Raw genomic sequence first — 21,208 nt, 5'->3', positions numbered from 1 at the left:
ATTCATGCAGGCTGGATCATTGTGTAATGGGACTTTCAATGATCTATGAACTGGTTACCCTATTTTGTCGACTTTGGGTGAAGGTGTATATGGCAAAAATTTTAGTAAGCTCTTGTCTTCTGGGATGTACGGTGCGCTATAACGGTAGTGATGTTGCGGTTAATAGCAAAGATTTTAATTGGCTTGTGTATTCCCAGGAGATTGTTTCCTTTTGTCCGGAGGTGTCGGCAGGTTTACCTATCCCCAGGGTGCCGGCAGAGATTTGCGGCGGTAGCGGAACTGAGGTTTTAGCGGGCACGGCCAGAGTTATAGGAAGCGACAGGGAGGATTTGACTGATCAATTTATATTGGGAGCGGATTTAGCCCCGCGCCTATGTCGTGATAAGGATATCAAGTTCGCGGTTCTAACAGAAAACAGCCCCTCCTGTGGCTCGAACTTTATTTACGATGGCAGTTTTTCTGGAGTGAAGAAAAAAGGGGTTGGAATAGTGGCTGCCCGTTTACGAGAATCGGGAGTGTTGGTTTTTAGCCAGCATACGGTTGGAAGCCTCGGAGGCCTAATTGAGATTTCACGCTCGATATAGTTTTTAACGTGTAAGTGCTTTTTTTGCTTGGGAGAAAAGGATTAGGTAATGAGTTATAAAGTCATTAATTTCAGAGAAAAGCTAGCAAAGTTAACGGACCATTGGTCTCCTAAGGTTATCGCGGAGATGAATGATTACCAGTTCAAGCTGGTAAAGATACTAGGAGAGTTTACCTGGCATGATCACCCCGATACGGATGAGGTTTTTATCGTTGTCTCAGGACAAATGGAAATTGAGTTTCGGGATAATACGATCTTTTTGGGTCCTGGGGAGATGACTGTGGTGCCCAAAGGCGTGGAGCACAAGCCAAGGGCTTAGCAGGAGTGCGAGATTCTACTGGTCGAGCCCAGAGGTGTTGTGAATACTGGTGATGCCGGGGGTGAACTGACCGCGGATGATAATATCTGGATTTAATACCCGGTAAATTGCCCGGCGCTTATTCGATAATTTTCTGTTGTTAATTAACCCTCTGGCCTTTTGTTGTTTCAGCCGTCCCCGGTGGATGAGGGATAGGCGAATGATCTTGCACTGGTGTGAACTTTTCCTAGTTTTCAACTCTGCCAGAGGTGGGGGGATTGTTTCACCCTGGCAATACTATAAAGTGAGTCGAATAAAGCCCTAATAAGTTCAGATTTCTCTAGGCCACCATGCCACGCTAATAATAAAGGAGAAGAAGATGTCAGAAGTGCATACTCGTCCCATACCTGCTGAGTTTGCCGCCAATGCCCTGATTGGCGCAGAAGATTACGAGAGAATGTACCATCAGTCGGTGCAAAATCCGGAGGCTTTCTGGGCGCAACAAGCAAAGGATTTCCTGCAGTGGGAAAAACCCTTTACCCAGGTGCTGGAAGAGGATATGCATCGAGGGCATACGGCCTGGTTTGCCGATGGTCAGCTCAATGTCACGGTGAACTGTATCGATCGGCACCTGGCTAGCCGCAGTGATCAAACCGCCATTTTATGGGAGGGGGACGACCCGGCGGATAGCGTGGCAATCACCTACCGCACCCTTTACGACAATGTTTGCCGCCTGGGGAATTTACTGAAATCCCGCGGTGTTAAAAAAGGGGACCGGGTTTGTATTTATATGCCTATGATTCCCGAGGCAGCCTACGCCATGTTGGCTTGCGCTCGTATTGGCGCGGTCCACTCGGTGGTGTTTGGTGGCTTCTCTCCGAGCTCACTGAGGGATCGCATACTCGATTCCGATTGCCGCCTGGTGATCACTGCCGATGAGGCAATTCGCGGTGGCAAGCATATCCCTCTCAAAGCCAATGTGGACAAGGCTCTGTCCGAGTGTCCCAACGTACACACGGCCATTGTGGTGAAACATATCGGTGCCCCGGTGGACTGGGATAGTAAGCGCGATATCTGGTATGCGGATTCCATTGCGGAAATGGATGGCGAATGTGAACCGGAAATCGTCAATGCCGAGGACCCCCTATTTATCCTCTACACCTCCGGTTCCACCGGCAAGCCCAAGGGTGTACTGCATACCACAGCAGGCTACCTGCTGATGGCCACCATGACCTTCAAGTATGTGTTCGATTACCGCGAGGGCGAGGTTTTCTGGTGTACCGCCGATGTCGGTTGGGTTACCGGTCACAGTTATATCGTTTACGGTCCCCTGGCCGCAGGGGCCACCACGCTGATGTTTGAAGGTGTGCCGACCTATCCGGATGCCTCGCGTTTCTGGCAGGTTGTGGATAAACATCAGGTCAACAGCTTCTACACCGCGCCCACGGCGATCCGCGCGTTAATGGGAGCCGGAGATGAGTTTGTCACAGGTACTGAGCGCAGCTCCCTACGACTGTTGGGAACAGTGGGTGAGCCGATTAACCCGGAAGCCTGGGAGTGGTATTACAAGGTGGTTGGCGATGAGCGCTGCCCGATTGTGGATACCTGGTGGCAGACAGAAACCGGCGCCCACATGATTACCCCGCTGCCCGGCGCCATGGCACTTAAACCCGGTTCCGCAACAAAACCCTTCTTTGGCGTGCAGCCTGTATTACTGGATGGTGATGGCAAAGAAATCGAGGGGCCAGGAGAAGGCTCGCTTGCGATTAAGCGGAGCTGGCCGTCGATGATTCGCGGGGTTTACGGTGACCAACAGCGCATGATTGATACTTATTTCTCCACCTATCCCGGTTATTACTTTACTGGCGATGGTGCGCGCAGGGATACCGATGGTTATTACTGGATCACCGGGCGAATTGACGATGTGCTGAATGTTTCCGGCCATCGTCTGGGTACCGCAGAAATTGAAAGTGCCTTGGTGTTACACCCTGATACCGCAGAAGCTGCTGTGGTGGGTTACCCCCACGATATTAAGGGGCAGGGCATCTATGCGTTTGTCACTCTCAAGTCAGGGCGTGAGCCCAGTGAGGCCCTGCGGCAAGAGTTGATTGGGCTCTGTGCCAAGGAGATAGGGCCCATTGCCAAGCCTGATGTGATTCAGTGGGCGCCGGGCTTACCTAAAACCCGTTCCGGAAAAATTATGCGGCGTATTCTGCGCAAGATTGCTTGCAACGATCTGGACAACCTCGGGGATACTTCCACTTTGGCGGACCCTGCAGTGGTTGACGACCTGCTGGCACATCGCGAAAATCGCTGACCTGAATTCAGCGCAGTGACTTTTTCCTAGATAGTGTGACTATCGGGGCCATAGAGAAGCCGGGCAATGCCCGGCTTTTTTACAGCTACTTGAATCTCAGCGCTGTTATTTCAGGTTAATAAATTGACTCAAGGAGAAAGAGTTTGGAGCAGGTAAAGTATCTTTGTGAGCACTATCGCTTCGCCGCTGACCAGCGTCTCAAAGTATTTAACTTCTTTGTAATTCTGACCATGTTTGTGGAGGGGGGAATTTTTACCGCGGTGGAGAAAAATTTTCACCCGCTGATACTGGCTTTGCTCGGCGGTTTTGTGATGATTCTGGTAACCGTTTTTTGGCTGATGGATATACGTAGCCGAGAACTGCTCAGATTGGCGGTGCCTGCCCTGCAAAACCTGGAGCAGGAATTTCCCGAAGAGGCCCGGATTTTTTCCAACGATGCTATCCGCCGTGGAGAAATAGCACGTTACACTTTCGCCTACCGTGTACTGTTGATCGGCCAGCTAACCTTTGGATTTGGTGTGGCGACTTATGGATTATATCACTGGTATATAAGTCTCTAACCACGTAGATTCTTGAATGGCAACCCCGCGACAGGGTTTGCAGGGTTGTCATTCCCCTCTAACTTTCTTTGTGCTTTCTCGCGCAGTAAATCCCGTCACGATTCCCCCTCGACCAGGGCTGAACACTCTTCCCTGAGCTATCTTGCAGATTGGCGGTGAAGCCACCAAGAGAGAGAAGACTGAACCATGTTGGATCACATCAGAATACCGGTAGGGGATTTTGCCCGCTCCCGTGAATTTTATCGCCAGGCTCTGGCGTGTCTCGGCTATGAACTGGTGATGGAGTTTGATCATTCGGCAGGATTTGGCTGGGCGGACAAGCCGGAGTTCTGGATTCGCGATGACGGCCCGAGCAATGCCCAGCTGCATATTGCCTTTCGTGCGGAAGAGCGAGAAGTGGTACGGGATTTTTATCGAGCCGCACTGGCGGCGGGCGGTACCGATAATGGCGTACCGGATATCTATGAAGAGTATCACCCGGATTACTACGCCGCCTATGTGCTGGACCCCGATGGCAATAATCTAGAAGTGGTCTGTCATTTACCGGGTGATTTGCAAGAATAATTCAAACGGCCGTCCGCTGATAAATGTGAGAGAATACTATGGATGATATTGCCCGCGCCAAGTACTTACCTGTTGCTCTGGTTGCTGTTGGCTTGATATTTATTTTTGCGATATATCCGATGATGATGTGGGTATGGCCTTCAGGTTGGGGATGGTCACCACGGCAGCCGGAATACGAGCAAATGATTATGGGGATCTATGCAACCCTGGGAGTATTCCTGATTCGTGCGGCAAAAAATCCCGTTGCTAATGCCAGTTTAATTTGGTTTACGGTTTGGTCCAGCCTCGTGCATGCCACCATTATGCTGTTACAGGCACTTTATGATCAAACCGAGAGAGCCAATTTAATGGGGGATATTCCAGCCCTTTATTTTGTGGCGCTTTTGCTTTGGTATCTGATGCCAAAAAATCAATCCAATAAAAGTGATTTAACTTGAAAGTAAATTTAACCTTTTGTGAAATTCATTAATCCCAGCTATAAGGGCGATTATAAGCTCTAATTTCCCGCCGATCATACACGTCTATAAGCTCTGCCCCTGTAATAGAAACCGTTGTAGGGGCGAACTTGCCAATGAAATATCTTCCTTTATTTGCATTAACTATTGGCCTGATAGGCGGCGCCAATGCCGAGACATTGACTCGCGATAATGGTGCGCCGGTGGGAGACAATCAAAACGCGCAAACTGCGGGGGAAAATGGTGGGAATCTTCTGCAGGATGTGCATTTGATCCAGAAATTACAGCGCTTCGCCCGTGAGCGTATCCCTGAGCGGGTAGTGCATGCGCGCGGCACTGGTGTTCACGGCGAATTTGTTGCCACTAAAGATATCAGTGACCTGACCCGTGCGGCGGTATTTGAGCCGGGCAGTAAAACGCCGGTCTTCGTGCGCTTTTCAACCGTAATTCATTCCAAGGGTTCGCCGGAAACTCTACGCGACCCTCGTGGTTTCGCCACCAAATTATATACTGATGAGGGCAACTGGGACTTAGTGGGTAACAACCTGCCGGTATTTTTTATTCGCGATGCAATCAAATTTCCAGATATGGTGCACTCCTTGAAGCCCTCCCCGGTAACCAATCAACAGGACCCGAATCGCTTCTTCGACTTCTTTAGCCATGTCCCGGAAGCGACCCATATGCTGAGCTGGGTTTACTCCGATTATGGTACCCCGGCGAATCTGCGTCAGATGGATGGTTGGGGAGTGCACGCCTACAAGTTGATCAACGATAAGGGCGAAGTGCACTACGTGAAATTCCATTGGAAGACGCGCCAAGGTATTAAAAACTTGACTGCGGAGGAAGCGGCAGAAATCCAGTCGAAAGATTTCAGCCATGCGACGCGAGATATGTATACGGCCATTGAGAAAGGCGATTACCCCCAGTGGGATTTATATATCAAGGTACTGAAACCTTCTCAGCTGGATGGCTTTAATTACAACCCACTCGACGCAACTAAAATGTGGCTGGATGTGGAGGAAACTAAAATCGGCACCATGACGCTCAACCGTGTGCCCACTAATTTCTTCCAGGAAACTGAGCAATCCGCATTTGCACCAGCCAATATTGTGCCCGGCATTGAACCCTCTGAAGACCGACTGCTACAGGGCCGTGTTTTCTCCTATTCCGATACGCAAATGTATCGCCTGGGCGCAAATCACCAGCAGTTACCTATCAATCGCCCCCGCGCAGTAGTGAATAACTGGAACCAAGATGGAGCCGCTAATTACGGCCAGCAGACTTCCGATGTGAATTACCAGCCGAGTCGCATTGATGCGCGCAGCGAAGATCCCAAAGGCCTATACAGCAGTAAGCCGCTCACTGGCAGTACCCAGCAAAAGGCGATTGAGAAGAAGCTGCCGTTTGCCCAGGCCGGTGTTTTCTACCGCAGCTTGAGTTCGGAAGAGCGTCAGAACCTGATCGAAAACCTAGCTGGTGATCTGGGTAAGGTGCGCGATGACAACACCAAGCACATTATGCTGAGCTACTTCTATCAAGCTGATAAAGACTATGGCCAGCGCCTGACCAAAGCGGTTGGTGGTAACCTGAGCCGAGTGAAAAAGCTGGCCCAGTAATATTGAACTGTAAGTAGAGGTGGGCGGGCGGCAGCCACTGTCCACCCAACGGTAAAGGTGAACTCATGAGATCAATGCTGTTTGCAATCGTCCTTCTCGCCCAGGGGCTCACCCTTATGGCTCAGGCTGGGGAACCGGAAAAAAACGACTCTGACTTTACCGAACTCTCCCAGTATTTTTTTGCTGCGGCCAGGGTGGGAGATACCGAAGTATCGCGGGAATTTTCGCAGGCGGGTTTTCCCTTGGATATCCGCAACCCAAAAGGTTATACGGCGCTGATGATTGCCACTTATCACGGCAATACGGAGGGGGTGAATTACCTGTTGCAAAAGGGGGCCAATGCCTGCGCCCAGGATCGCCGTGGCAACACCGCGTTGATGGCAGCTATTTTCCGCGGTGAATTTGCTCTGGCAAGGACCCTGTTAAAATCGGATTGTGACACGCAACAGGTCAATAAAGCCGGCCACACGGCGGAGGATTTCGCCAGGGTATTTGGCCGCGACCAAGTGGTTCAGCTCTTGCGGCAACAGCGCTCAAATGGCGGCTAATCCTTTCGACAGAGTAGTTGGCTCTGGTTAGAGCCAACACTCTCCTTTTCTCTCCCGCTGTTTTGCCGTCGCCGCTGTACCCGTAGTCTTATTCTGTGTTTGTCCCTGCCCCCGCGAGCGCGTTAGCATAGCCAACAGATATTCAGTTGGTACCCGCTATGACCCAGAACCATCATCCCTATGAAGCCCTCACGCCGGACGTGGTGATTGACTGTGTCGAGAGCACCGGGCTTATTTCTGATGCGCGCATTTTCCCTTTAAACAGCTATGAAAACCGGGTCTACCAGGTGGGTATCGAGGGCGCCGAGCCGTTGATCGCCAAGTTTTATCGACCCGGTCGCTGGACTGATGAACAAATTCTGGAGGAGCATCGCTTTACCCTGGAATTGGCCGAGGCAGAGATCCCAGTGGTAGCGCCGCTGGTGTTCGATGGACGTACCTTGATGGAATCAGCGGGCTTTCGCTTTGCCCTGTTCCCCCGTCGCGGTGGTCGCCAGTTGGAGCTGGATAATTTTGATCACCTGGAACAGGTGGGCACCATGCTTGGGCGCATCCACTCTGTAGGTGGCGCCAAGCCCTTTAGCCATCGTCCAACTCTGACGCTGCAGCACTTCGCGATCGATAGTCGCGAATTTATACTCGACGGTGATTTTTTACCGAGGGAAAACCGCGAGGCCTATGCCTCGGTCACTGGGCATATCATTGAGCAGATTGCGCCGCTGTTTGAGCGCGATTGGGAGCTGCTGCGCCTGCACGGTGACTGTCACAGTGGCAACTTCCTGTGGCGCGATGAGACCCCCTGGTTTGTGGATCTGGATGACTGCCTGATGGGGCCGGCCATCCAGGATATTTGGATGCTGATCTCTGGTAATCGCGCCGAGCAAACCGCCTACCTGGATGCGGTGATCGAAGGCTACGAAACCTTCTATAGTTTTGATCCCCAGCAGTTGCAGTTGGTGGAGCCACTGCGCTGTTTACGCCAGATGCATCACGCCGCCTGGCTGGCGCGCCGCTGGCAGGACCCGGCTTTTCCCCAGGCATTCCCCTGGTTTAATACCCCCCGCTACTGGGCGGAACATATACTGGCATTGCGCGAGCAGCAATCGGCACTATTGGAGCCACCTCTGACACTGGGAGCGGTTTGAAATGGAAAAATCCATCCTGAATGCGTCAAGCACCGAGGCAAATTCGGATTTATTGTGGGAGAGAATCCGCATCGAAGTGGCGCAGCAGGTCGAGCGCGAGCCGATTCTGGCCAGCTTCCTGCACGCCACTATTCTCAACCATAGTTCGCTGGAGGCGGCGCTCAGTTTTCATCTGGCCAACAAGCTGGACAACGCAGTGGCACCGGCACTGCTAATTCGCGAGGTAATCGATGAAGCATTGGCGGCGGACCCAGGCATCGGCCGCGCCGCGCGCGCGGATCTGAATGCCACTTACCTGCGCGACTCCGCCTGCAACTCCATGCATGAGCCCTTCCTGTATTTCAAAGGGTTTCACGCCCTGCAGGTGCACCGGGTGGCGCATTGGTTGTGGCAGCAACAGCGCCGTTCTTTAGCCATGTTTTTACAGCACCGGGTCTCGGTGGTGTTCAGTGTGGATATTCACCCCGCGGCAAAGGTGGGGGAGGGCATCCTGCTGGATCACGCCACCGGCATTGTGATTGGTGAGACTGCGGTAGTGGAGAACAATGTTTCCATTATGCAGTCGGTGACCCTAGGGGGAACTGGTAAGGAGAGTGGTGACCGCCACCCCAAGATCCGCTGTGGGGTTTTGATCGGTGCCGGCAGCAAGGTGTTGGGCAATATCGAAGTGGGCGAGTGCGCCCAAGTGGCCTCTGGCAGTGTGGTGTTAAAACCGGTGCCGGCAAAGACCCTGGTAGCCGGTGTGCCGGCCAAAGTGGTGGGACCGGCGACTTGCGCCCAGCCGGCAATGTCTATGGATCAGTGCGCGCTTTCACAAGTGGAAAAGCAATAACCGCGGCCTCGCTGTGTGCGGGGTTTTTCGTTCTTTAGGGAGTTGGATAAACGGAACTATCCTTGTATCCATGAAATACAGTCTCAGCGCCAAAAATCTCGTCTGTCGCAATCTAGAGGCCCACGCCGGTTATTGCGCGGGCCTGCTCAACCCCAATCACACTAAAGAGATCACCGGCATTGTACGCAGTGATACCGGCCTTTTGTCGGGCCGCCTCAACCAGGCGGTTTCCAATACGGTGATGCCGCCGCGCATACTGCAGCGTTTCGCATTGGACTATTTTGCCGAGCGCCACAGCCCTTTTACCTTGTGGCACAGTGCCTCCAAGCCCCTGGATGACGAGGCTCTGGCGCAGATGGGGTTGCAGCGTAAGCAATCATTGGTGGCCATGGCCGCAGAAATTGAGCGTTTGGCAGTGCAGGGCGTTGCGCAGACTGTGGATGAGCTGGTGGTCTCTGCGGTCGATAGAGAGGCGCTGTCTGACTATGCCGAAGTGCAGGCAGCGGAGTGCGGCAGTGCCCTGGAGGCTGCGGAGTTGCAAAAGTTTTATACAGGGCTGGCGGAGATTCCCGAGCAGCGGCGTGCTCGGCTCAGGTTCTTTTTGGCGCGCCTGAAGGATATCCCGGTGGCGGCGGGCTGCCTGTTTGCCTCCGCCGATGCCCTGGGCCTCTACGATCTGGTGACTCTGCAGGAGTACCGGGGGCGTGGAATTGGCAGAGCTCTGTTTCACCACCTGCTGCAGCAGGCCCAGGCTAGCCATCACCGCAGCCTGGTGGCGCTGGTACCGGCGGAGCGTCAGCAGTTGCCACTGGATTGTGGCTTCTTTGCCGTGGGTGAGGTGGCGCGCTATATGTACACACCTTGAGAGGGGCTGATCTGCTCGTTGTCCCAACGATTCAAGTATCAAGCGCGCTCAATAGGAAAGGCGATCACTTCCTCAATAGTTTTATAGCCACCAGCCAACATTAATAAACGATCTATTCCAAGTGCCACACCGGCACATTCGGGCATACCCATTCGAAGTGCTTCCACCAATCGCTCCTCATACGGATAGAGGTTGAGGTCGTGTTTTTGGCGGTAGGTGTGATCTGCCTTGAAGCGGCGCAGCTGCTCCGCGCTATCGGTCAGTTCCCAATAACCGTTGGCCAGCTCCAGTCCGCCCACATAGGCTTCGAAGCGTCGCGCCACCGGGGTGCCGCTGTTATCTGGAATTACCTTGGCAAGTGCCGCCTGGTCGGCGGGAAAATCGTACAGCAGAGTAATCCCTTCACCCATAGCGGGTTCCAGGCGATGGCTCATCAATAAGTCCAGACATTCGCTGCGATCAGCGGGACTAAAAGCTAGATCCATCTCTTCTTCGACGCAACGAAGTAATTCATTGTCGCTGGCGCTGTGGGGATCCAGCTGTAATTCGCGTTGGAACAATTCCCTGTAGCTGAGTGACTGCACCTGTTGGATCTTCAGTATTCCACTGAGTAGATCAGCTACCTCTTTCATCAGGCGGCGATCATCCCAGCCGCAGCGGTACCACTCCAGCATGGTGAATTCCGGATTGTGGCGGCTACCCGCTTCACCCTGGCGGAATGCCTTACCCAGGTAGTAGCAGTCACCGAGACCCGCGGCTAACAGGCGCTTGAGACCAAACTCCGGGCTGGTGGCCAGGTAGGCGTTGTCACCGCCGCACTGTACGGGGATAGATTCGATATGCGGGTCGCTGGTGGCGCGGCGGGAGAGCACAGGCACTTCGGTTTCCAACACCTGGCGCTGGGCAAAGAACTGGCGGATTTCAGTGAGCAGTGCGGCGCGATGGCGCAGGGCTTTAATTGTGGCGCTAGGGCGCCAAAGGTCAGTGGTCATGGAATGGGCTCAGGCTGTGGGCGGCCGGCGGCCGCCCACGAGAGGTGGGGAAATCAGTCTTCTTTGGCTCGGCCCAGGTATTCACCGGTGCGGGTGTCGACCTTGATGGTCTCGCCGATTTCCAGGAACAGGGGCACTTTCACCACGGCGCCGGTCACCAGGGTGGCAGGCTTGGTGCCGCCCTGGGCGGTGTCACCGCGCACGCCAGGATCGGTATCGCTAATTTCCAGAATCACATGATTGGGCGGGGTGACCGCCAGCGGAGAGCCGTTGTACAGGGTAACGGTGTATACATCTTGTTCCTTCAGCCACTTGGCTGCGTCGCCTACTGCATCGGTGCTGGCCTGATGCTGTTCGAAGGTTTCCGGCTCCATAAAATGGAAGAACTCTCCATCGTTGTAGAGGTATTCCATCTCGCGGTCCACAACGTCCGCGCCTTCCAGGCTTTCGCCGGAGCGGAAGGTACGCTCCCATACACGGCCGGTTTTCAGGTTGCGCAGTTTGACCCGGTTGAACGCCTGGCCCTTGCCAGGTTTGACGAACTCGTTTTCCACGATAGAGCAGGGATCGCCGTCGAGCATGACCTTGAGGCCGCCCTTGAATTCGTTGGTAGAGTAATTAGCCATAGCAATTAGAGCCCTTATAAGTCATGTATCTTTTTGATATTTAACGAGTTTTTCCCAAGCTTAAACCCGACCTCGGCCCGGTTCAGCCCTGGGTATCCCGTTTGCTCCCGCCAAAACTGGTAGCTGCAGGCGACTCGTTCGGCCGCGGCGCAGAGACTTTACCGGCGACCCTGAAATGTTGGGGCGGGATTATACAGGAGGGCGACGCCTTGAACGACTCCGCGTGGTTATTTGTAGTGCTGCAATGAGCGGCTGCGGAGGGCCTGGTTAGTGCCGGGTGCGGTAGTGCCACAGTCCGCGGGGTATTGGACCCGCGGACGAGTAAAGGTGGCGGTGACTGTTTATCAGCCCAGGGGGTTATCGGTAGTTTTATCGATATCCCGCAGCAGGCGTCTGGCGTAGTAGGCGAAGGTGGCCTGACTGCGTTTTTCCTGCAAGATCCAGTCGTGCGCCTCGCGGCCGAGCTCCGGTTTAATGTCCTGAATGGTACCGGAAGACTCCGCCAGCATTTGCAGGTGCGCAGCGCGCTCGCACTGCAGGGCCATGGAGCAGGCCTCTTCTACGGAGCGACAGGCGATGATCAGGCCGTGATGGGCGAGCAGAATAGCGCGCTTGTCACCGATCGCCTCGGCAATCAGTTCGCCCTCGCTGTTGCCCACTGGCACACCGGGCCATTCCTTGAGGAAGGCGATATCGTCGTACAGCATGCAGGCGTCCATATGGGAAATCTTCAGCGGGCGCTCCAGCATGGACAGGGCGGAAATATGGATTGGATGAGAATGCACGATGCATTTTACATCCGGGCGCGCGCGATAAATCCAGGTGTGGAAGCGGTTGGCTGGGTTGGCCATACCCTCTCCGGATAAAACCTCCAGGTCTTCGTTCACTTCCAGCAGGTTGGATGCTGTAATTTCATCAAAACCCAGCCCCAGGCGTTGGGTGTAATAATTTCCGGGAGTTTCTGCGCGGGCGGTTATTTGCCCGGCTAGACCGGAGTCGTGTCCGTGGGCAAAAAGAATTCGACAGGTCAGTGCGAGCTTTTCGCGCAGGGACCAGTCGGGCACACCCAGATGCTGTTTCATGGATTCGCTGGCGCGCTCGATCAGCTCGCCTTTATTCATTGATAGTGTTTCAGCCATATTTGACTCCATTGCTTACGAAAGGCAATTTCTCAGAAGTTGACGCCGACAGGCAGAACTCCTGTAGAAAATTCCCATTCAATTGTTTTAATTATTCGCGACAACAAGCGCAGCTATTTTACTGTTTTACTGTTGCGCACACGTCCCTGTGATGTGCCCAGCCAGACTCAATGGCTGGGCACACACGGCTTAGGCGGAAATCGCTTGGGGCTGGTTCTGGCTCGAGGCGCGGTAGGCAGTTTCGATAGAGTCGAAGAACTGTTGGCGGGCTTGCACCAGGCGGCGCCCCGCATCGAGCATTACATCGAGTTGGGAGGCATCTTTGCTGCCGATCTCGACCATAATATCGCGGATGGTTTCCGCGTGGCCGTCATCGCATTCGATGTGCAGCAGGAAGAAAGTTAATTGCTCATCGGCTACGCCGCGGGCGCGGAAGCCGGCTACGATATCGCTATAAAGGTCCGGCACCAATGCTTCGGCACCCAGGCAAAGTGCGCCCAGGCCAGAGCTTGCGCGCAGGTCGCGGCAATGCTGGAACATGGTGTCGATCAGGTGTTGGGTACCGGGCAGAATTTCTGCGTTTTCCAGGCTCAGACCAAAGTGCTCGAGGGTCTCGCGGTAAATTTCGGCATGGGGTTTGGGGCTGTCGGGCTCCAAGCCCAGTTCTTCCATAAGGTTCTCCGCCAGTTCAAGGACTTCCTTATTGCTGGGGAGGTTGGCCATCATCGCACAGAGGTAACGCACGAAATAGCTGCTGTAGATTCCCTGTTGGACCAGGAAAATTTTCAGCTCTTCCATGGTTATGGAGCCATCGCGGCAGCGCTTGAGGAACGGATGAGCGCGGGTCTGCTCAATCAGTAAATCTTTGTTGGCCTCAAGTAATTCGAGCTGCATTTCCATCGAATTTTTCCTTTTTTGTAATTCCATTTTTATTGGACGGGGGAGATGCCCGGACTTATTTTTATTGAAATTCGAGTGCACTGATTTCAAGAAAGACAAGGATGTTATCGCTTTGTCTTTGGCTAAATTAACACCCTATTAACCCTGTTGTGAATGGGGGAATTGTGAAGATTTTTATAAAGAAATTTGTACGGTCAGTAATATTTTTATATTGATGGTTAAATTTCTGTTATTGGTATTTTTTATAATTTGGAGTGAGCTTTTACTTATACACATGGCGGAGTTACCACTTCGCTTTTAAGCCAGGCAGTGCGCCTTTTCTAATAAGTAAAGAGTTATTTTTATTGCTTTTACGGGTTGTGAGACATCCACTTTTTCGTCGATTTTTTTTTATTGTTTCTGTGACAAAGTTGAATAATTGTCGAGTAGAAAATACCTGGCTAAAGTCCCCTTTTATGCGCTCAGGCATTGTAAGGCTGGCCTAGGGCCCAGCTGGAACCGATATTAGTTGGCTTTTAAGCCACTATGACTGTGTGGTTTTTGTTCTTTCTGGCTCAGGATCTGCGCTACGTAGTTTTTCTTCCTTCAAGGGCGCCGCTGCCAGCCCAGGTGGCCGATTACCTGGGGTGTCTATGCCTGGGCCAGCTTCTGGTACAATTGCCACTTCTCTAGTGTTGCTCCCCCCTGTGCGAATTCCTATGGCGAACCCCCCAGCTGTCGACTGTGAATTGATTGGTATCCGCGAAGCCCGCCGCTGGCAGGATGAACTTTCAGACCTGGTCACCGACCCCGAAGAGTTGATTCAATTATTACAGCTTGATCCGGCGCAATTACCCTGGGCCCAGCGTGCCAGCGATAAGTTCGCCTTGCGGGTGTCGCGCCCGTTTATTCGCCGCATGCGCAAAGCCGATCCGAATGACCCGCTGTTACTGCAAGTATTGCCGGGTGCCGCAGAGCTGGAAGTGGTTCCGGGCTTTAGTGCCGATCCGTTGCAGGAAGCTGAGGCGAATCCGCTGCCCGGGGTGGTGCATAAATACCATGGCCGCCTACTGTTTATCACGGCGGGGCAGTGCGCGGTAAATTGTCGTTACTGTTTCCGTCGGGAATTTCCCTACGGTGACAATCACCTGAATCGCCAGCAGTGGTTTGCAGCACTTGACTATGTGCGCGCACGCAGCGAATTGCGCGAGGTGATACTGAGCGGTGGCGACCCACTGGTGTTGAACGATCGCCAACTCGGCTGGCTTGCCGGAGAGCTGGCACAGATCCCTCATCTCAATAAACTTCGTATCCACAGTCGTGTGCCCATAGTGGCACCGAGCCGTATTACCGATGAGATGCTGTCCTGGTTCAGCCATTCGCGTTTGAAACCGGTGTTGGTCCTGCACTGTAATCACGCCAATGAGATCGATAGCGAAGTGCGTGCTGGACTAGCGCGCCTGCGCGGTGCCGGTGTCACTTTGCTCAATCAGTCGGTCTTGCTGCGAGGTGTGAATGACAACATTAGTGCCATGGAAAATTTAAGCGAGGCACTATTTGACGCAGGGGTACTGCCTTACTACGTTCACCAATTGGACAAAGTAAATGGCGCAGCGCATTTCGAAGTGTGTGACGAAGAGGCTCTGGCTATTATCGAAGAGTTGCGTCACCGGCTGCCTGGTTATTTGGTACCAAAACTGGTGCGTGAAGTCCCAGGGGCCTTCTCCAAGTCGCCGGTGGAAAGTGGCAATAATAAGTGACAGTAGATTGTGGCAATAAGTGCAGAATTCTTTAGCTAAATCTCCCGGTTACTAATCGCTTTCAGGGGGCATTTGTTTTGGGCTTAAGTAGCTAATGGCCCCCCGTAGCTGTAAATCCACCAGAGTGTAATCAACATTTATTCAGACAGTATTCATTTGGCAATGCTATTGGGTAGATAGCCCCACTAAATGTGCTGACAATGGTTAACCCAAGTAGTAATCCTACTGTCATAACACCGCCTGCGGCGCGGTTAAGAGTTTGTGTAGATAGGTGTTCTCTCAGAATCCAGCGAAGACCACAGGCCAAATGCGTGAAATAGGCCACCACTGCGAGCGTATAGTATGGGAGAAAAAACCACGGATAGGCACCAGGTTGCAGCCCCGCAGCGGCAAAGAAAAAGTTGGTATCCAATCCCTGCACCAATCGGCCATACATTACTGCGGAAACATGAAACATCAGGAAAAATGCCAGGTAGCCACCGGATATTGCCTGAGCATGGTCAAAGAAGCCCCTGCGTTTCCCCCATCTTCGAGCAATAAAAATAATACCCGAGGTTACTTGGAAAAGTGCACAGAACAGCAGTATGGGTTCAATTACTTTTGCTCGATAAATTGGCCGTAAGTTTTCCATGAAATTGATATGTGCCGAAACCCCTCCCAGAGCGATAACATGATTTGTTAGGTGAAAAAGCACATATAAACTGATTAATAGTGCTGATATTCTGTGCAGCTTGTGTAGCATGGTATCCATTCCTTACCGCATTGATGTATTCAGCGATATCAGGCTGGGCCGATATTCCTGTGTGAATACAGTGCAAGACAGTCATTTCCTAATAATTAAGTGGTTGTTTTATATGGTCACTTTCTAGGGGGTTAGGGAATGACCGTTGTCGTAGTGAGGATATTCTCAAGTTCATGTCTTGCGCCCTTTCCAGTCGTTCATTTCTTGCCGGTAAATCTGTAGGTCTCAGTCTTAAATTCATCATTCCCTTCTTACAGAAAATTTATTTTATTAAGATTGTGGTGATTCTATTGATAAATCTTTGGGTAGTAATTTTTACTTAATCGAAATGTTTTTTTGTGTTTTTTCATTATTGCCGCCTTATGTTGACTGCGAATTAATTTGAATAATTTGTGTGTTTCTAAGTGATCGATATTTATTTTGGATATTTGTGCCAATTTTCGAGACAGGCTGTTTAAAAGAGGTTAGGGTGTCACCCTGGTCATATATTTTTGGGTGGTCAGTCGTAAAATCCGGGACTGCATTGTGAATGTACATGTTCCGCGAGAAGTTCTGCCTAGTTTGTACAATCATCCCTCCTAATTTTTTTGGTTCTGGGTGGGCTTGTATTTAATGAATTTTTAACATTACTTACGTCGGGGGTTGTTGAGTAAAAAATCAGTGAAAGGATTTTTCTGATTGTCATATGTAGAGGTTAATGTCCGGTTTTTGTTGGTGGATGTTGTGAAGTGATATTTGTAAAAAATTTGGGGGATAAATTTTGTACCCGAGAAAGCAAATTATTCAGGCCCTGCCAGATCTTTTGAACGCGCAGACTGTTCAGCAAGTAAAAGATCGCGTGCAACGTTCTATTAGTGCTATTGGATTTGATTACTATCTTATAGGTCTTGAAGATCCTGCGGGCGCGATTGACCAGTACTCTGTGGAAACCAATTATCCCCAAGATTGTGTCGAGAGCTACAGCCGTCAAAAGTGGGTGACTCGTGACCCGGTGGTGCGCCATTGCCGCCAGTCGCTGGTGCCAATCGTCTGGCATCGAGAGCACTTTTCGGGAGACGTGGGTCGCCTGTATGAGGAATCGGAGTCCCACGGTATTGCCACCGGAGTGGCAACGTCCTTGCGCGGCGCTTCTCACAATCGCCTGATGATGATTTCTGTCGCTAGTGGAGCAACCTATACCCCGAGACTCGACAGTTGGTTGCAGGAAAGCATGCCCATGATTCAACTGCTGGCTTCCTACGCTTACGAGGCGATCAGCCGCATTGATAGAGAGGGCGCGACAGTGGAAGCCGGCCTTACCCGGCGCGAAGATGAGTGTTTGCACTGGGCGGCGGTTGGTAAGACGTCCTGGGAAATTTCCCGGATTCTCGGCTGCTCGGAAGCGACTGTGAATTTTCATTTTCGCAATGTTATACGCAAGCTCGGTGTTACCAACCGCCGCCAGGCCGTGGCCCGCGCGCTCTCTATTGGTCTGATTAAACCTTAAGCCAGAACCACGCCCGCCCGCGCAGCTTGTTGCCCCATATAACTGCGCAGTTCCTGGCGTTTCAGCTTGCCGCTCGGTGTACTGGCGATCTCCTCGACCAGTTCTATTCGGTCAGGGCACAGTGCGCGTGGGTGCAGATGTTCGCGAATACGCTTCATTAGATCGTTCACCAATGCGGTTGCGGGGTAACCGCTATTGTTGGCGACTACATAGGCGCGAAGCCGGGTGAGCCCTTCGGGTGTTTCAATCGGCAGGGCCGCAGCCTTAACCACACGCTTGTCCGCGATCAGGAATTCCTCCAGTTCCTGGGGACTGACCCAGTGCCCCGCCACTTTGATCCGCTCACTATCGCGGGAGACAAAATGAAAACCGTCCACATCGCGCTGGAATAGGTCACTGGTTGCGAAGGTTTCGGGGGCCTTTTGCAATTCGCCGGTGGCTGGCGCCAAGTAACCGAGCATCAAACATCCACGGGACAGGGAGAGACTGAGGGTCCCGCCATCGCCATGGGGTATTTCGGTATAGTGAAATCCTTCCACCCGTTGCAGGGCGGTGGCTTTGTCGTGAACCTCTGACAAATAAGGTGCGAAGGTTTCCGTAGTGCCAATGGAGTCCAGAATCTTCGCACCGCTCCACGCCTGCCAGCGCTCGCGTACGATTGGTGGCAAGCGTTCGCCGGCCGACAGTGACAGTCGCAATGCCTCCAGTTGATATTCCCGTTTAGCGCGGGACATTAACAGGTGATAGAGCGTGGGTACGGCGAGAAATACGCTGACTTTTTCCGCTTCGATCACTTCCAGGAAGTCCGTGTGCTGTTCCCACTGCGGTAGCATGATTGCGGTGGCTCCCTGGCTGAGAGGCACATGCAGACCTTGCAGCCCGAAGGAGAAGAATGGGCCGGTACTGGCGAGGACTCTGTCTTCAGCGCGGATGTCCCACATGGGGTGGGTTACGGTGCGCTCGAACTCCCAGAATGAACGATGGCTGTGCAAGCAGAGTTTTGGACGTCCGGTGGACCCTGAGGTGGCCAGAACCAGAGCCGGGCGCAAATCCAATTCGGCGGCGAGCCGGCTGATTTCATGGGTTTGTGTCGCCGTGACAGAAATAGTGGCCAGCTCTTCAACAGGCGACATAGTTTCCACTGGTGCGCGCAAGTTCTTGGTTGCCACCGTGCTGTCTGCCAGGATTACCTTCGGGTCAAAATCCTCCCACAAGCCACGATAGTGCGCTTGGGGAAGAGTGGGGTGCACCATAAATGGCAGGTGACCGGCGCGCATGGCGGCCAGCCAATAAATGGTATTTTCCAGCGTAGCCGAGCCCACCAGGGCGATACGCTGTTGTGAGCGGCTGCCGGCCAAGTGCAAATTCAGATCGATTGCCGCGGCAAAAGTGAGCTGCTGCAATTCTCGATAGCTGACAGTGCGCCGACCGGAAGGGCCTATTTCGACGAGTGCGGTGTGGTCACCGCGCCCGGCGCGAACGTGGCGATCCACCAGCAAATCTACGCATCCGGGATTGGAATCAATATGGGTCACTGCAGGGCTCCTCTTTAATTACCTGCTGGTGCCGGCCCTAACGCCGGCACCGTTGAACGGCTGAGCTATTCAACCGTCTGTTTTTGCCTAAAGAACCAATTCCGCTTCCTGTTGGCACAGGGCCAGTGAGCGGGCAAAGCCGGTTTCCGACAGCACATCATCGCGGAACACGCTTTGTAGTTGTCTGAGGGTTGCGGTGGGATTGGAGCGTTGGAACACATTGCGCCCAACGCAAATTCCTCCGGCATTGTGCTCGACGGTGGCGGCCGCCAGTTCGATCAGAGCGCGTTCGTCGGCGAGCGCGCCGCCGGCAAACAGCACCGGGGTATGGCTCTGGATACCGTCGAGCATTTCCGGGATCTGCCGAAAGTCCTGCGGTGCGGCCACCTTGAGTGCATCCACACCCAGCTCCACCGCCGCACGCATAAAGTGGCGTATCGATTCGAGGCCTTGCGAGCCGTTGGCACTCTTGTCGTAGACCATGTTCAAAACCGGCATTCCCCAGGCGTGCGCTTCATCGACGACATGACCGATCAACCGCAGGTTGTGGGAAGCCGTGGCAGAGGAGAAATTCGTTTGAATCGAAACGGCATCGGCCCCCAGGCGCACAGCCGCTTCCACAGTGGTGACCAGCTGCTTTAAATCCGGCTGCTCATCGGTATTCACCGAGCCGTTGAGATGAATCATCAGGCCACAGTTGAGGTGGCTGCCGATGCGCTCGGCGAGCCCTTTGTGTAAAACCACACCGGTGACCGCTTCGGTATTGACCCAGCTGAGAATTTCCTCTGGGCGGTTAATCCCCCGGATTGGGCCCATGGTGAGGCCGTGATCCAGTGGGACGACCAGGGCTTTGTTAGATTGGGGATCAATAAAGCGCTTCCAGCGCCGGATGCGTGCCATTTCAGTCATTGAAATTTCTCCTTTGCTACGAAAGCAGTGGTTACGCGTCGGAGAGCACAGCTCGAATTGGCCGTCTCAGTATTTTGCGAGTGGGGATGGTGCTGGCGATGGCCGCAATCAATACCACGGCAAAGGCAGTCACCAGGTAAATGGGTATCACCCAGGCGAGGTCGACAGGAATCGCGTTACTGGAACCGGGCGGTGTCCACATAATTTGTGCTTCCCGCACAGCCCAAACGATAGCGGCGGTGGTGCCGATGCCGAGCAGTGCGGCGCCCAGAGCCAACCAGCTGTTTTCCAGCGCGGTGAGGGCGAGTACGAAGCGTCGGGTAAAGCCCAGGCTGCGCAGCGTGGCAAATTCCCGCGCGCGCTGGGAAAAATTCATATAACTCGCATTCAACAGGCTGGTAAAACCGATGGCGCAGGCGATCAACGCGATAAAGTTAAGGAATCCACCCAGCACCGCCTTGAACTGGTGGTAAAAAGCGGCGCGATCGGACCACAGGAAGACTTCGATATCACCGAGGCCGGCCTGTTTGAAGTGCTCCGCGAGACGGGCCTGTGCTGCGCCGACATCGGCGTTCTCATCGAGAAGTACGTGGTACTCGCTGACGTCAGAGGTGTTGAGCAGGGCCTGAGCATCGGCCATGGGCAATACCACCAGGCGATCATTAATTTCCTTGATACCCCAATCCATGATTCCGGTGGGTACCGCGCGCACCGCGTTGACACGCGCCTTGCCGCGGGTGGTGGCGGTCAGCTCAAGAGGACCGGGTGGGCAGTTGATCGGCCGCGATTGGGGCGTATCCCCTGGTTGCAGCGGCGCGAAGCCCACATCGGGAATCTCACAGCCGAGGATCGCCGCCAACCCCTGGCCGAGAATCAACGGCTGGGCGCGGGTTTCCATCCATAGAGGTGTACCCGCGACCACATCGTACTCGTAGGCGGCCCCTTTAATTGCACGGATTTCCCGCACATCCTGGCCGATGCCCGCGAAAATGCTGCTCACCTGCGCATTGGAGACCATGCCGGAAATCCGCAGAATACGAGCACTGGCAACGACCTCCGGGTCGGAGTCCAGCGCGGCGTCGATCTCCCGCTGCAGATCGGCGGTGAGCGGCAGCTGTCCGGCACCTTCGACCTGCCGGGCCAAATCGGAAGCCGGCCTTTCGATCACCAAATGCCCGCGTGCACCCCAGCGCATAAAGGCATCGCGGATCAACTCCACACTGGACTGCATGTAGCCCGCCAGGAGGCACAGGGCGAGTACAGAGATGCTCATCACCACAAAGGTGCCGAGCGATTTACGGCCCTGGCGCCATAGGTTGCGCAGGGACATGGTCAGTAATAATTTGACAGTCATATC

The 21,208-nt window shown here is 53.5% G+C and carries 21 protein-coding genes; 13 read left to right on the top strand and 8 right to left on the bottom strand.

The window, feature by feature from the left end; all coding sequences use genetic code 11:
* Positions 1-89 precede the first annotated feature (89 nt).
* The 11 genes from LC073_RS11365 to LC073_RS11315 all read left to right on the top strand — a co-directional run bounded on the left by LC073_RS11365 (position 90) and on the right by LC073_RS11315 (position 9,783).
* A complete protein-coding gene (locus LC073_RS11365; RefSeq protein ID WP_226647096.1) occupies positions 90-584 on the top strand; it encodes a DUF523 domain-containing protein in 495 nt (164 codons plus the stop codon).
* A gap of 48 nt (positions 585-632) precedes the next feature.
* Positions 633-902, top strand: a complete 270-nt coding sequence (locus LC073_RS11360; RefSeq protein WP_226647094.1) for a cupin domain-containing protein — start codon at positions 633-635, stop codon at positions 900-902.
* A gap of 358 nt (positions 903-1,260) precedes the next feature.
* On the top strand, positions 1,261-3,198 hold the full coding sequence (acs, locus tag LC073_RS11355) for an acetate--CoA ligase (protein ID WP_226647092.1): 1,938 nt from the start codon (positions 1,261-1,263) through the stop codon (positions 3,196-3,198).
* 143 nt (positions 3,199-3,341) lie between these two features.
* Positions 3,342-3,758: a hypothetical protein gene (locus LC073_RS11350; protein ID WP_226647090.1), complete on the top strand. Its 417-nt coding sequence runs from the start codon at positions 3,342-3,344 to the stop codon at positions 3,756-3,758.
* A gap of 186 nt (positions 3,759-3,944) precedes the next feature.
* Complete coding sequence (locus tag LC073_RS11345) at positions 3,945-4,322, top strand: VOC family protein (RefSeq protein WP_226647088.1); 378 nt, start codon at positions 3,945-3,947, stop codon at positions 4,320-4,322.
* Between the two features lie 38 nt (positions 4,323-4,360).
* Positions 4,361-4,759, top strand: coding sequence for a DUF6632 domain-containing protein (locus tag LC073_RS11340; RefSeq protein ID WP_226647086.1), 399 nt, complete (start codon positions 4,361-4,363; stop codon positions 4,757-4,759).
* Between the two features lie 134 nt (positions 4,760-4,893).
* Positions 4,894-6,393: a catalase gene (locus tag LC073_RS11335; protein WP_226647084.1), complete on the top strand. Its 1,500-nt coding sequence runs from the start codon at positions 4,894-4,896 to the stop codon at positions 6,391-6,393.
* Between the two features lie 65 nt (positions 6,394-6,458).
* Positions 6,459-6,941, top strand: a complete 483-nt coding sequence (locus LC073_RS11330; protein WP_226647082.1) for an ankyrin repeat domain-containing protein — start codon at positions 6,459-6,461, stop codon at positions 6,939-6,941.
* Between the two features lie 158 nt (positions 6,942-7,099).
* Positions 7,100-8,086 (top strand): serine/threonine protein kinase, encoded by a 987-nt coding sequence (locus tag LC073_RS11325; RefSeq protein ID WP_226647080.1) that lies wholly within the window; start codon positions 7,100-7,102, stop codon positions 8,084-8,086.
* Position 8,087: 1 nt separating this feature from the next.
* Positions 8,088-8,918 (top strand): serine O-acetyltransferase, encoded by an 831-nt coding sequence (cysE, locus tag LC073_RS11320; protein WP_226647078.1) that lies wholly within the window; start codon positions 8,088-8,090, stop codon positions 8,916-8,918.
* 70 nt (positions 8,919-8,988) lie between these two features.
* Positions 8,989-9,783, top strand: coding sequence for a GNAT family N-acetyltransferase (locus LC073_RS11315; protein ID WP_226647076.1), 795 nt, complete (start codon positions 8,989-8,991; stop codon positions 9,781-9,783).
* A gap of 38 nt (positions 9,784-9,821) precedes the next feature.
* Here the strand turns inward: LC073_RS11315 and epmA are convergent, their stop codons facing one another.
* The 4 genes from epmA to LC073_RS11295 all read right to left on the bottom strand — a co-directional run bounded on the left by epmA (position 9,822) and on the right by LC073_RS11295 (position 13,440).
* Positions 9,822-10,775, bottom strand: coding sequence for an EF-P lysine aminoacylase EpmA (epmA, locus tag LC073_RS11310; RefSeq protein WP_226647073.1), 954 nt, complete (start codon positions 10,773-10,775; stop codon positions 9,822-9,824).
* A gap of 53 nt (positions 10,776-10,828) precedes the next feature.
* A complete protein-coding gene (gene efp / locus LC073_RS11305; RefSeq protein ID WP_226647071.1) occupies positions 10,829-11,401 on the bottom strand; it encodes an elongation factor P in 573 nt (190 codons plus the stop codon).
* Between the two features lie 344 nt (positions 11,402-11,745).
* Complete coding sequence (locus LC073_RS11300; RefSeq protein WP_226647069.1) at positions 11,746-12,540, bottom strand: aldolase; 795 nt, start codon at positions 12,538-12,540, stop codon at positions 11,746-11,748.
* A 189-nt stretch (positions 12,541-12,729) separates the two neighbouring features.
* Entirely contained in the window at positions 12,730-13,440 is a 711-nt protein-coding gene (locus tag LC073_RS11295; RefSeq protein WP_226647067.1) for a TenA family transcriptional regulator, read from the bottom strand.
* A 698-nt stretch (positions 13,441-14,138) separates the two neighbouring features.
* Between LC073_RS11295 and epmB the strand changes: the two genes are divergently transcribed.
* Positions 14,139-15,179, top strand: coding sequence for an EF-P beta-lysylation protein EpmB (gene epmB / locus LC073_RS11290; protein WP_226647065.1), 1,041 nt, complete (start codon positions 14,139-14,141; stop codon positions 15,177-15,179).
* A 130-nt stretch (positions 15,180-15,309) separates the two neighbouring features.
* On the opposite strand, the gene LC073_RS11285 is transcribed toward epmB, so the two are convergent.
* On the bottom strand, positions 15,310-15,921 hold the full coding sequence (locus tag LC073_RS11285) for a hypothetical protein (protein WP_226647063.1): 612 nt from the start codon (positions 15,919-15,921) through the stop codon (positions 15,310-15,312).
* Positions 15,922-16,681: 760 nt separating this feature from the next.
* On the opposite strand from LC073_RS11285, the gene LC073_RS11280 reads away from it, so the two are divergent.
* The gene (locus LC073_RS11280) at positions 16,682-17,407 is read left to right on the top strand and encodes an autoinducer binding domain-containing protein (RefSeq protein ID WP_226647061.1); all 726 of its coding nucleotides are present in this window, start codon (positions 16,682-16,684) and stop codon (positions 17,405-17,407) included.
* Here the strand turns inward: LC073_RS11280 and LC073_RS11275 are convergent.
* From LC073_RS11275 to LC073_RS11265, 3 genes are all read right to left on the bottom strand, one after another.
* Positions 17,404-18,942 (bottom strand): AMP-binding protein, encoded by a 1,539-nt coding sequence (locus LC073_RS11275; RefSeq protein ID WP_226647059.1) that lies wholly within the window; start codon positions 18,940-18,942, stop codon positions 17,404-17,406. The two genes, LC073_RS11280 and LC073_RS11275, sit on opposite strands and share 4 nt — an antisense overlap.
* A gap of 87 nt (positions 18,943-19,029) precedes the next feature.
* Complete coding sequence (locus LC073_RS11270) at positions 19,030-19,851, bottom strand: class I fructose-bisphosphate aldolase (protein WP_226647058.1); 822 nt, start codon at positions 19,849-19,851, stop codon at positions 19,030-19,032.
* Positions 19,852-19,882: 31 nt separating this feature from the next.
* A complete protein-coding gene (locus LC073_RS11265; RefSeq protein WP_226647057.1) occupies positions 19,883-21,205 on the bottom strand; it encodes an ABC transporter permease in 1,323 nt (440 codons plus the stop codon).
* Between the last annotated feature and the right edge of the window lie 3 nt (positions 21,206-21,208).

The sequence above is a fragment of the Microbulbifer variabilis genome (genome assembly GCF_020524905.1).
Classification (GTDB): Bacteria; Pseudomonadota; Gammaproteobacteria; order Pseudomonadales; family Cellvibrionaceae; genus Microbulbifer; species Microbulbifer variabilis_A.
This window is presented reverse-complemented; position numbering and strand designations above follow the sequence as displayed.

Bases quoted from the DNA above. Each gene is read 5' to 3' on its own strand.
- LC073_RS11365 (WP_226647096.1), top strand. From the start codon at position 90: ATGGCAAAAATTTTAGTAAGCTCTTGTCTTCTGGGATGTACGGTGCGC.
- LC073_RS11360 (WP_226647094.1), top strand. From the start codon at position 633: ATGAGTTATAAAGTCATTAATTTCAGAGAAAAGCTAGCAAAGTTAACG.
- acs (WP_226647092.1), top strand. From the start codon at position 1,261: ATGTCAGAAGTGCATACTCGTCCCATACCTGCTGAGTTTGCCGCCAAT.
- LC073_RS11345 (WP_226647088.1), top strand. From the start codon at position 3,945: ATGTTGGATCACATCAGAATACCGGTAGGGGATTTTGCCCGCTCCCGT.
- LC073_RS11340 (WP_226647086.1), top strand. From the start codon at position 4,361: ATGGATGATATTGCCCGCGCCAAGTACTTACCTGTTGCTCTGGTTGCT.
- LC073_RS11335 (WP_226647084.1), top strand. From the start codon at position 4,894: ATGAAATATCTTCCTTTATTTGCATTAACTATTGGCCTGATAGGCGGC.
- LC073_RS11330 (WP_226647082.1), top strand. From the start codon at position 6,459: ATGAGATCAATGCTGTTTGCAATCGTCCTTCTCGCCCAGGGGCTCACC.
- LC073_RS11325 (WP_226647080.1), top strand. From the start codon at position 7,100: ATGACCCAGAACCATCATCCCTATGAAGCCCTCACGCCGGACGTGGTG.
- cysE (WP_226647078.1), top strand. From the start codon at position 8,088: ATGGAAAAATCCATCCTGAATGCGTCAAGCACCGAGGCAAATTCGGAT.
- LC073_RS11315 (WP_226647076.1), top strand. From the start codon at position 8,989: ATGAAATACAGTCTCAGCGCCAAAAATCTCGTCTGTCGCAATCTAGAG.
- epmA (WP_226647073.1), bottom strand. From the start codon at position 10,775: ATGACCACTGACCTTTGGCGCCCTAGCGCCACAATTAAAGCCCTGCGC.
- efp (WP_226647071.1), bottom strand. From the start codon at position 11,401: ATGGCTAATTACTCTACCAACGAATTCAAGGGCGGCCTCAAGGTCATG.
- LC073_RS11300 (WP_226647069.1), bottom strand. From the start codon at position 12,540: ATGGCTGAAACACTATCAATGAATAAAGGCGAGCTGATCGAGCGCGCC.
- LC073_RS11295 (WP_226647067.1), bottom strand. From the start codon at position 13,440: ATGGAAATGCAGCTCGAATTACTTGAGGCCAACAAAGATTTACTGATT.
- epmB (WP_226647065.1), top strand. From the start codon at position 14,139: ATGGCGAACCCCCCAGCTGTCGACTGTGAATTGATTGGTATCCGCGAA.
- LC073_RS11285 (WP_226647063.1), bottom strand. From the start codon at position 15,921: ATGCTACACAAGCTGCACAGAATATCAGCACTATTAATCAGTTTATAT.
- LC073_RS11270 (WP_226647058.1), bottom strand. From the start codon at position 19,851: ATGACTGAAATGGCACGCATCCGGCGCTGGAAGCGCTTTATTGATCCC.
- LC073_RS11265 (WP_226647057.1), bottom strand. From the start codon at position 21,205: ATGACTGTCAAATTATTACTGACCATGTCCCTGCGCAACCTATGGCGC.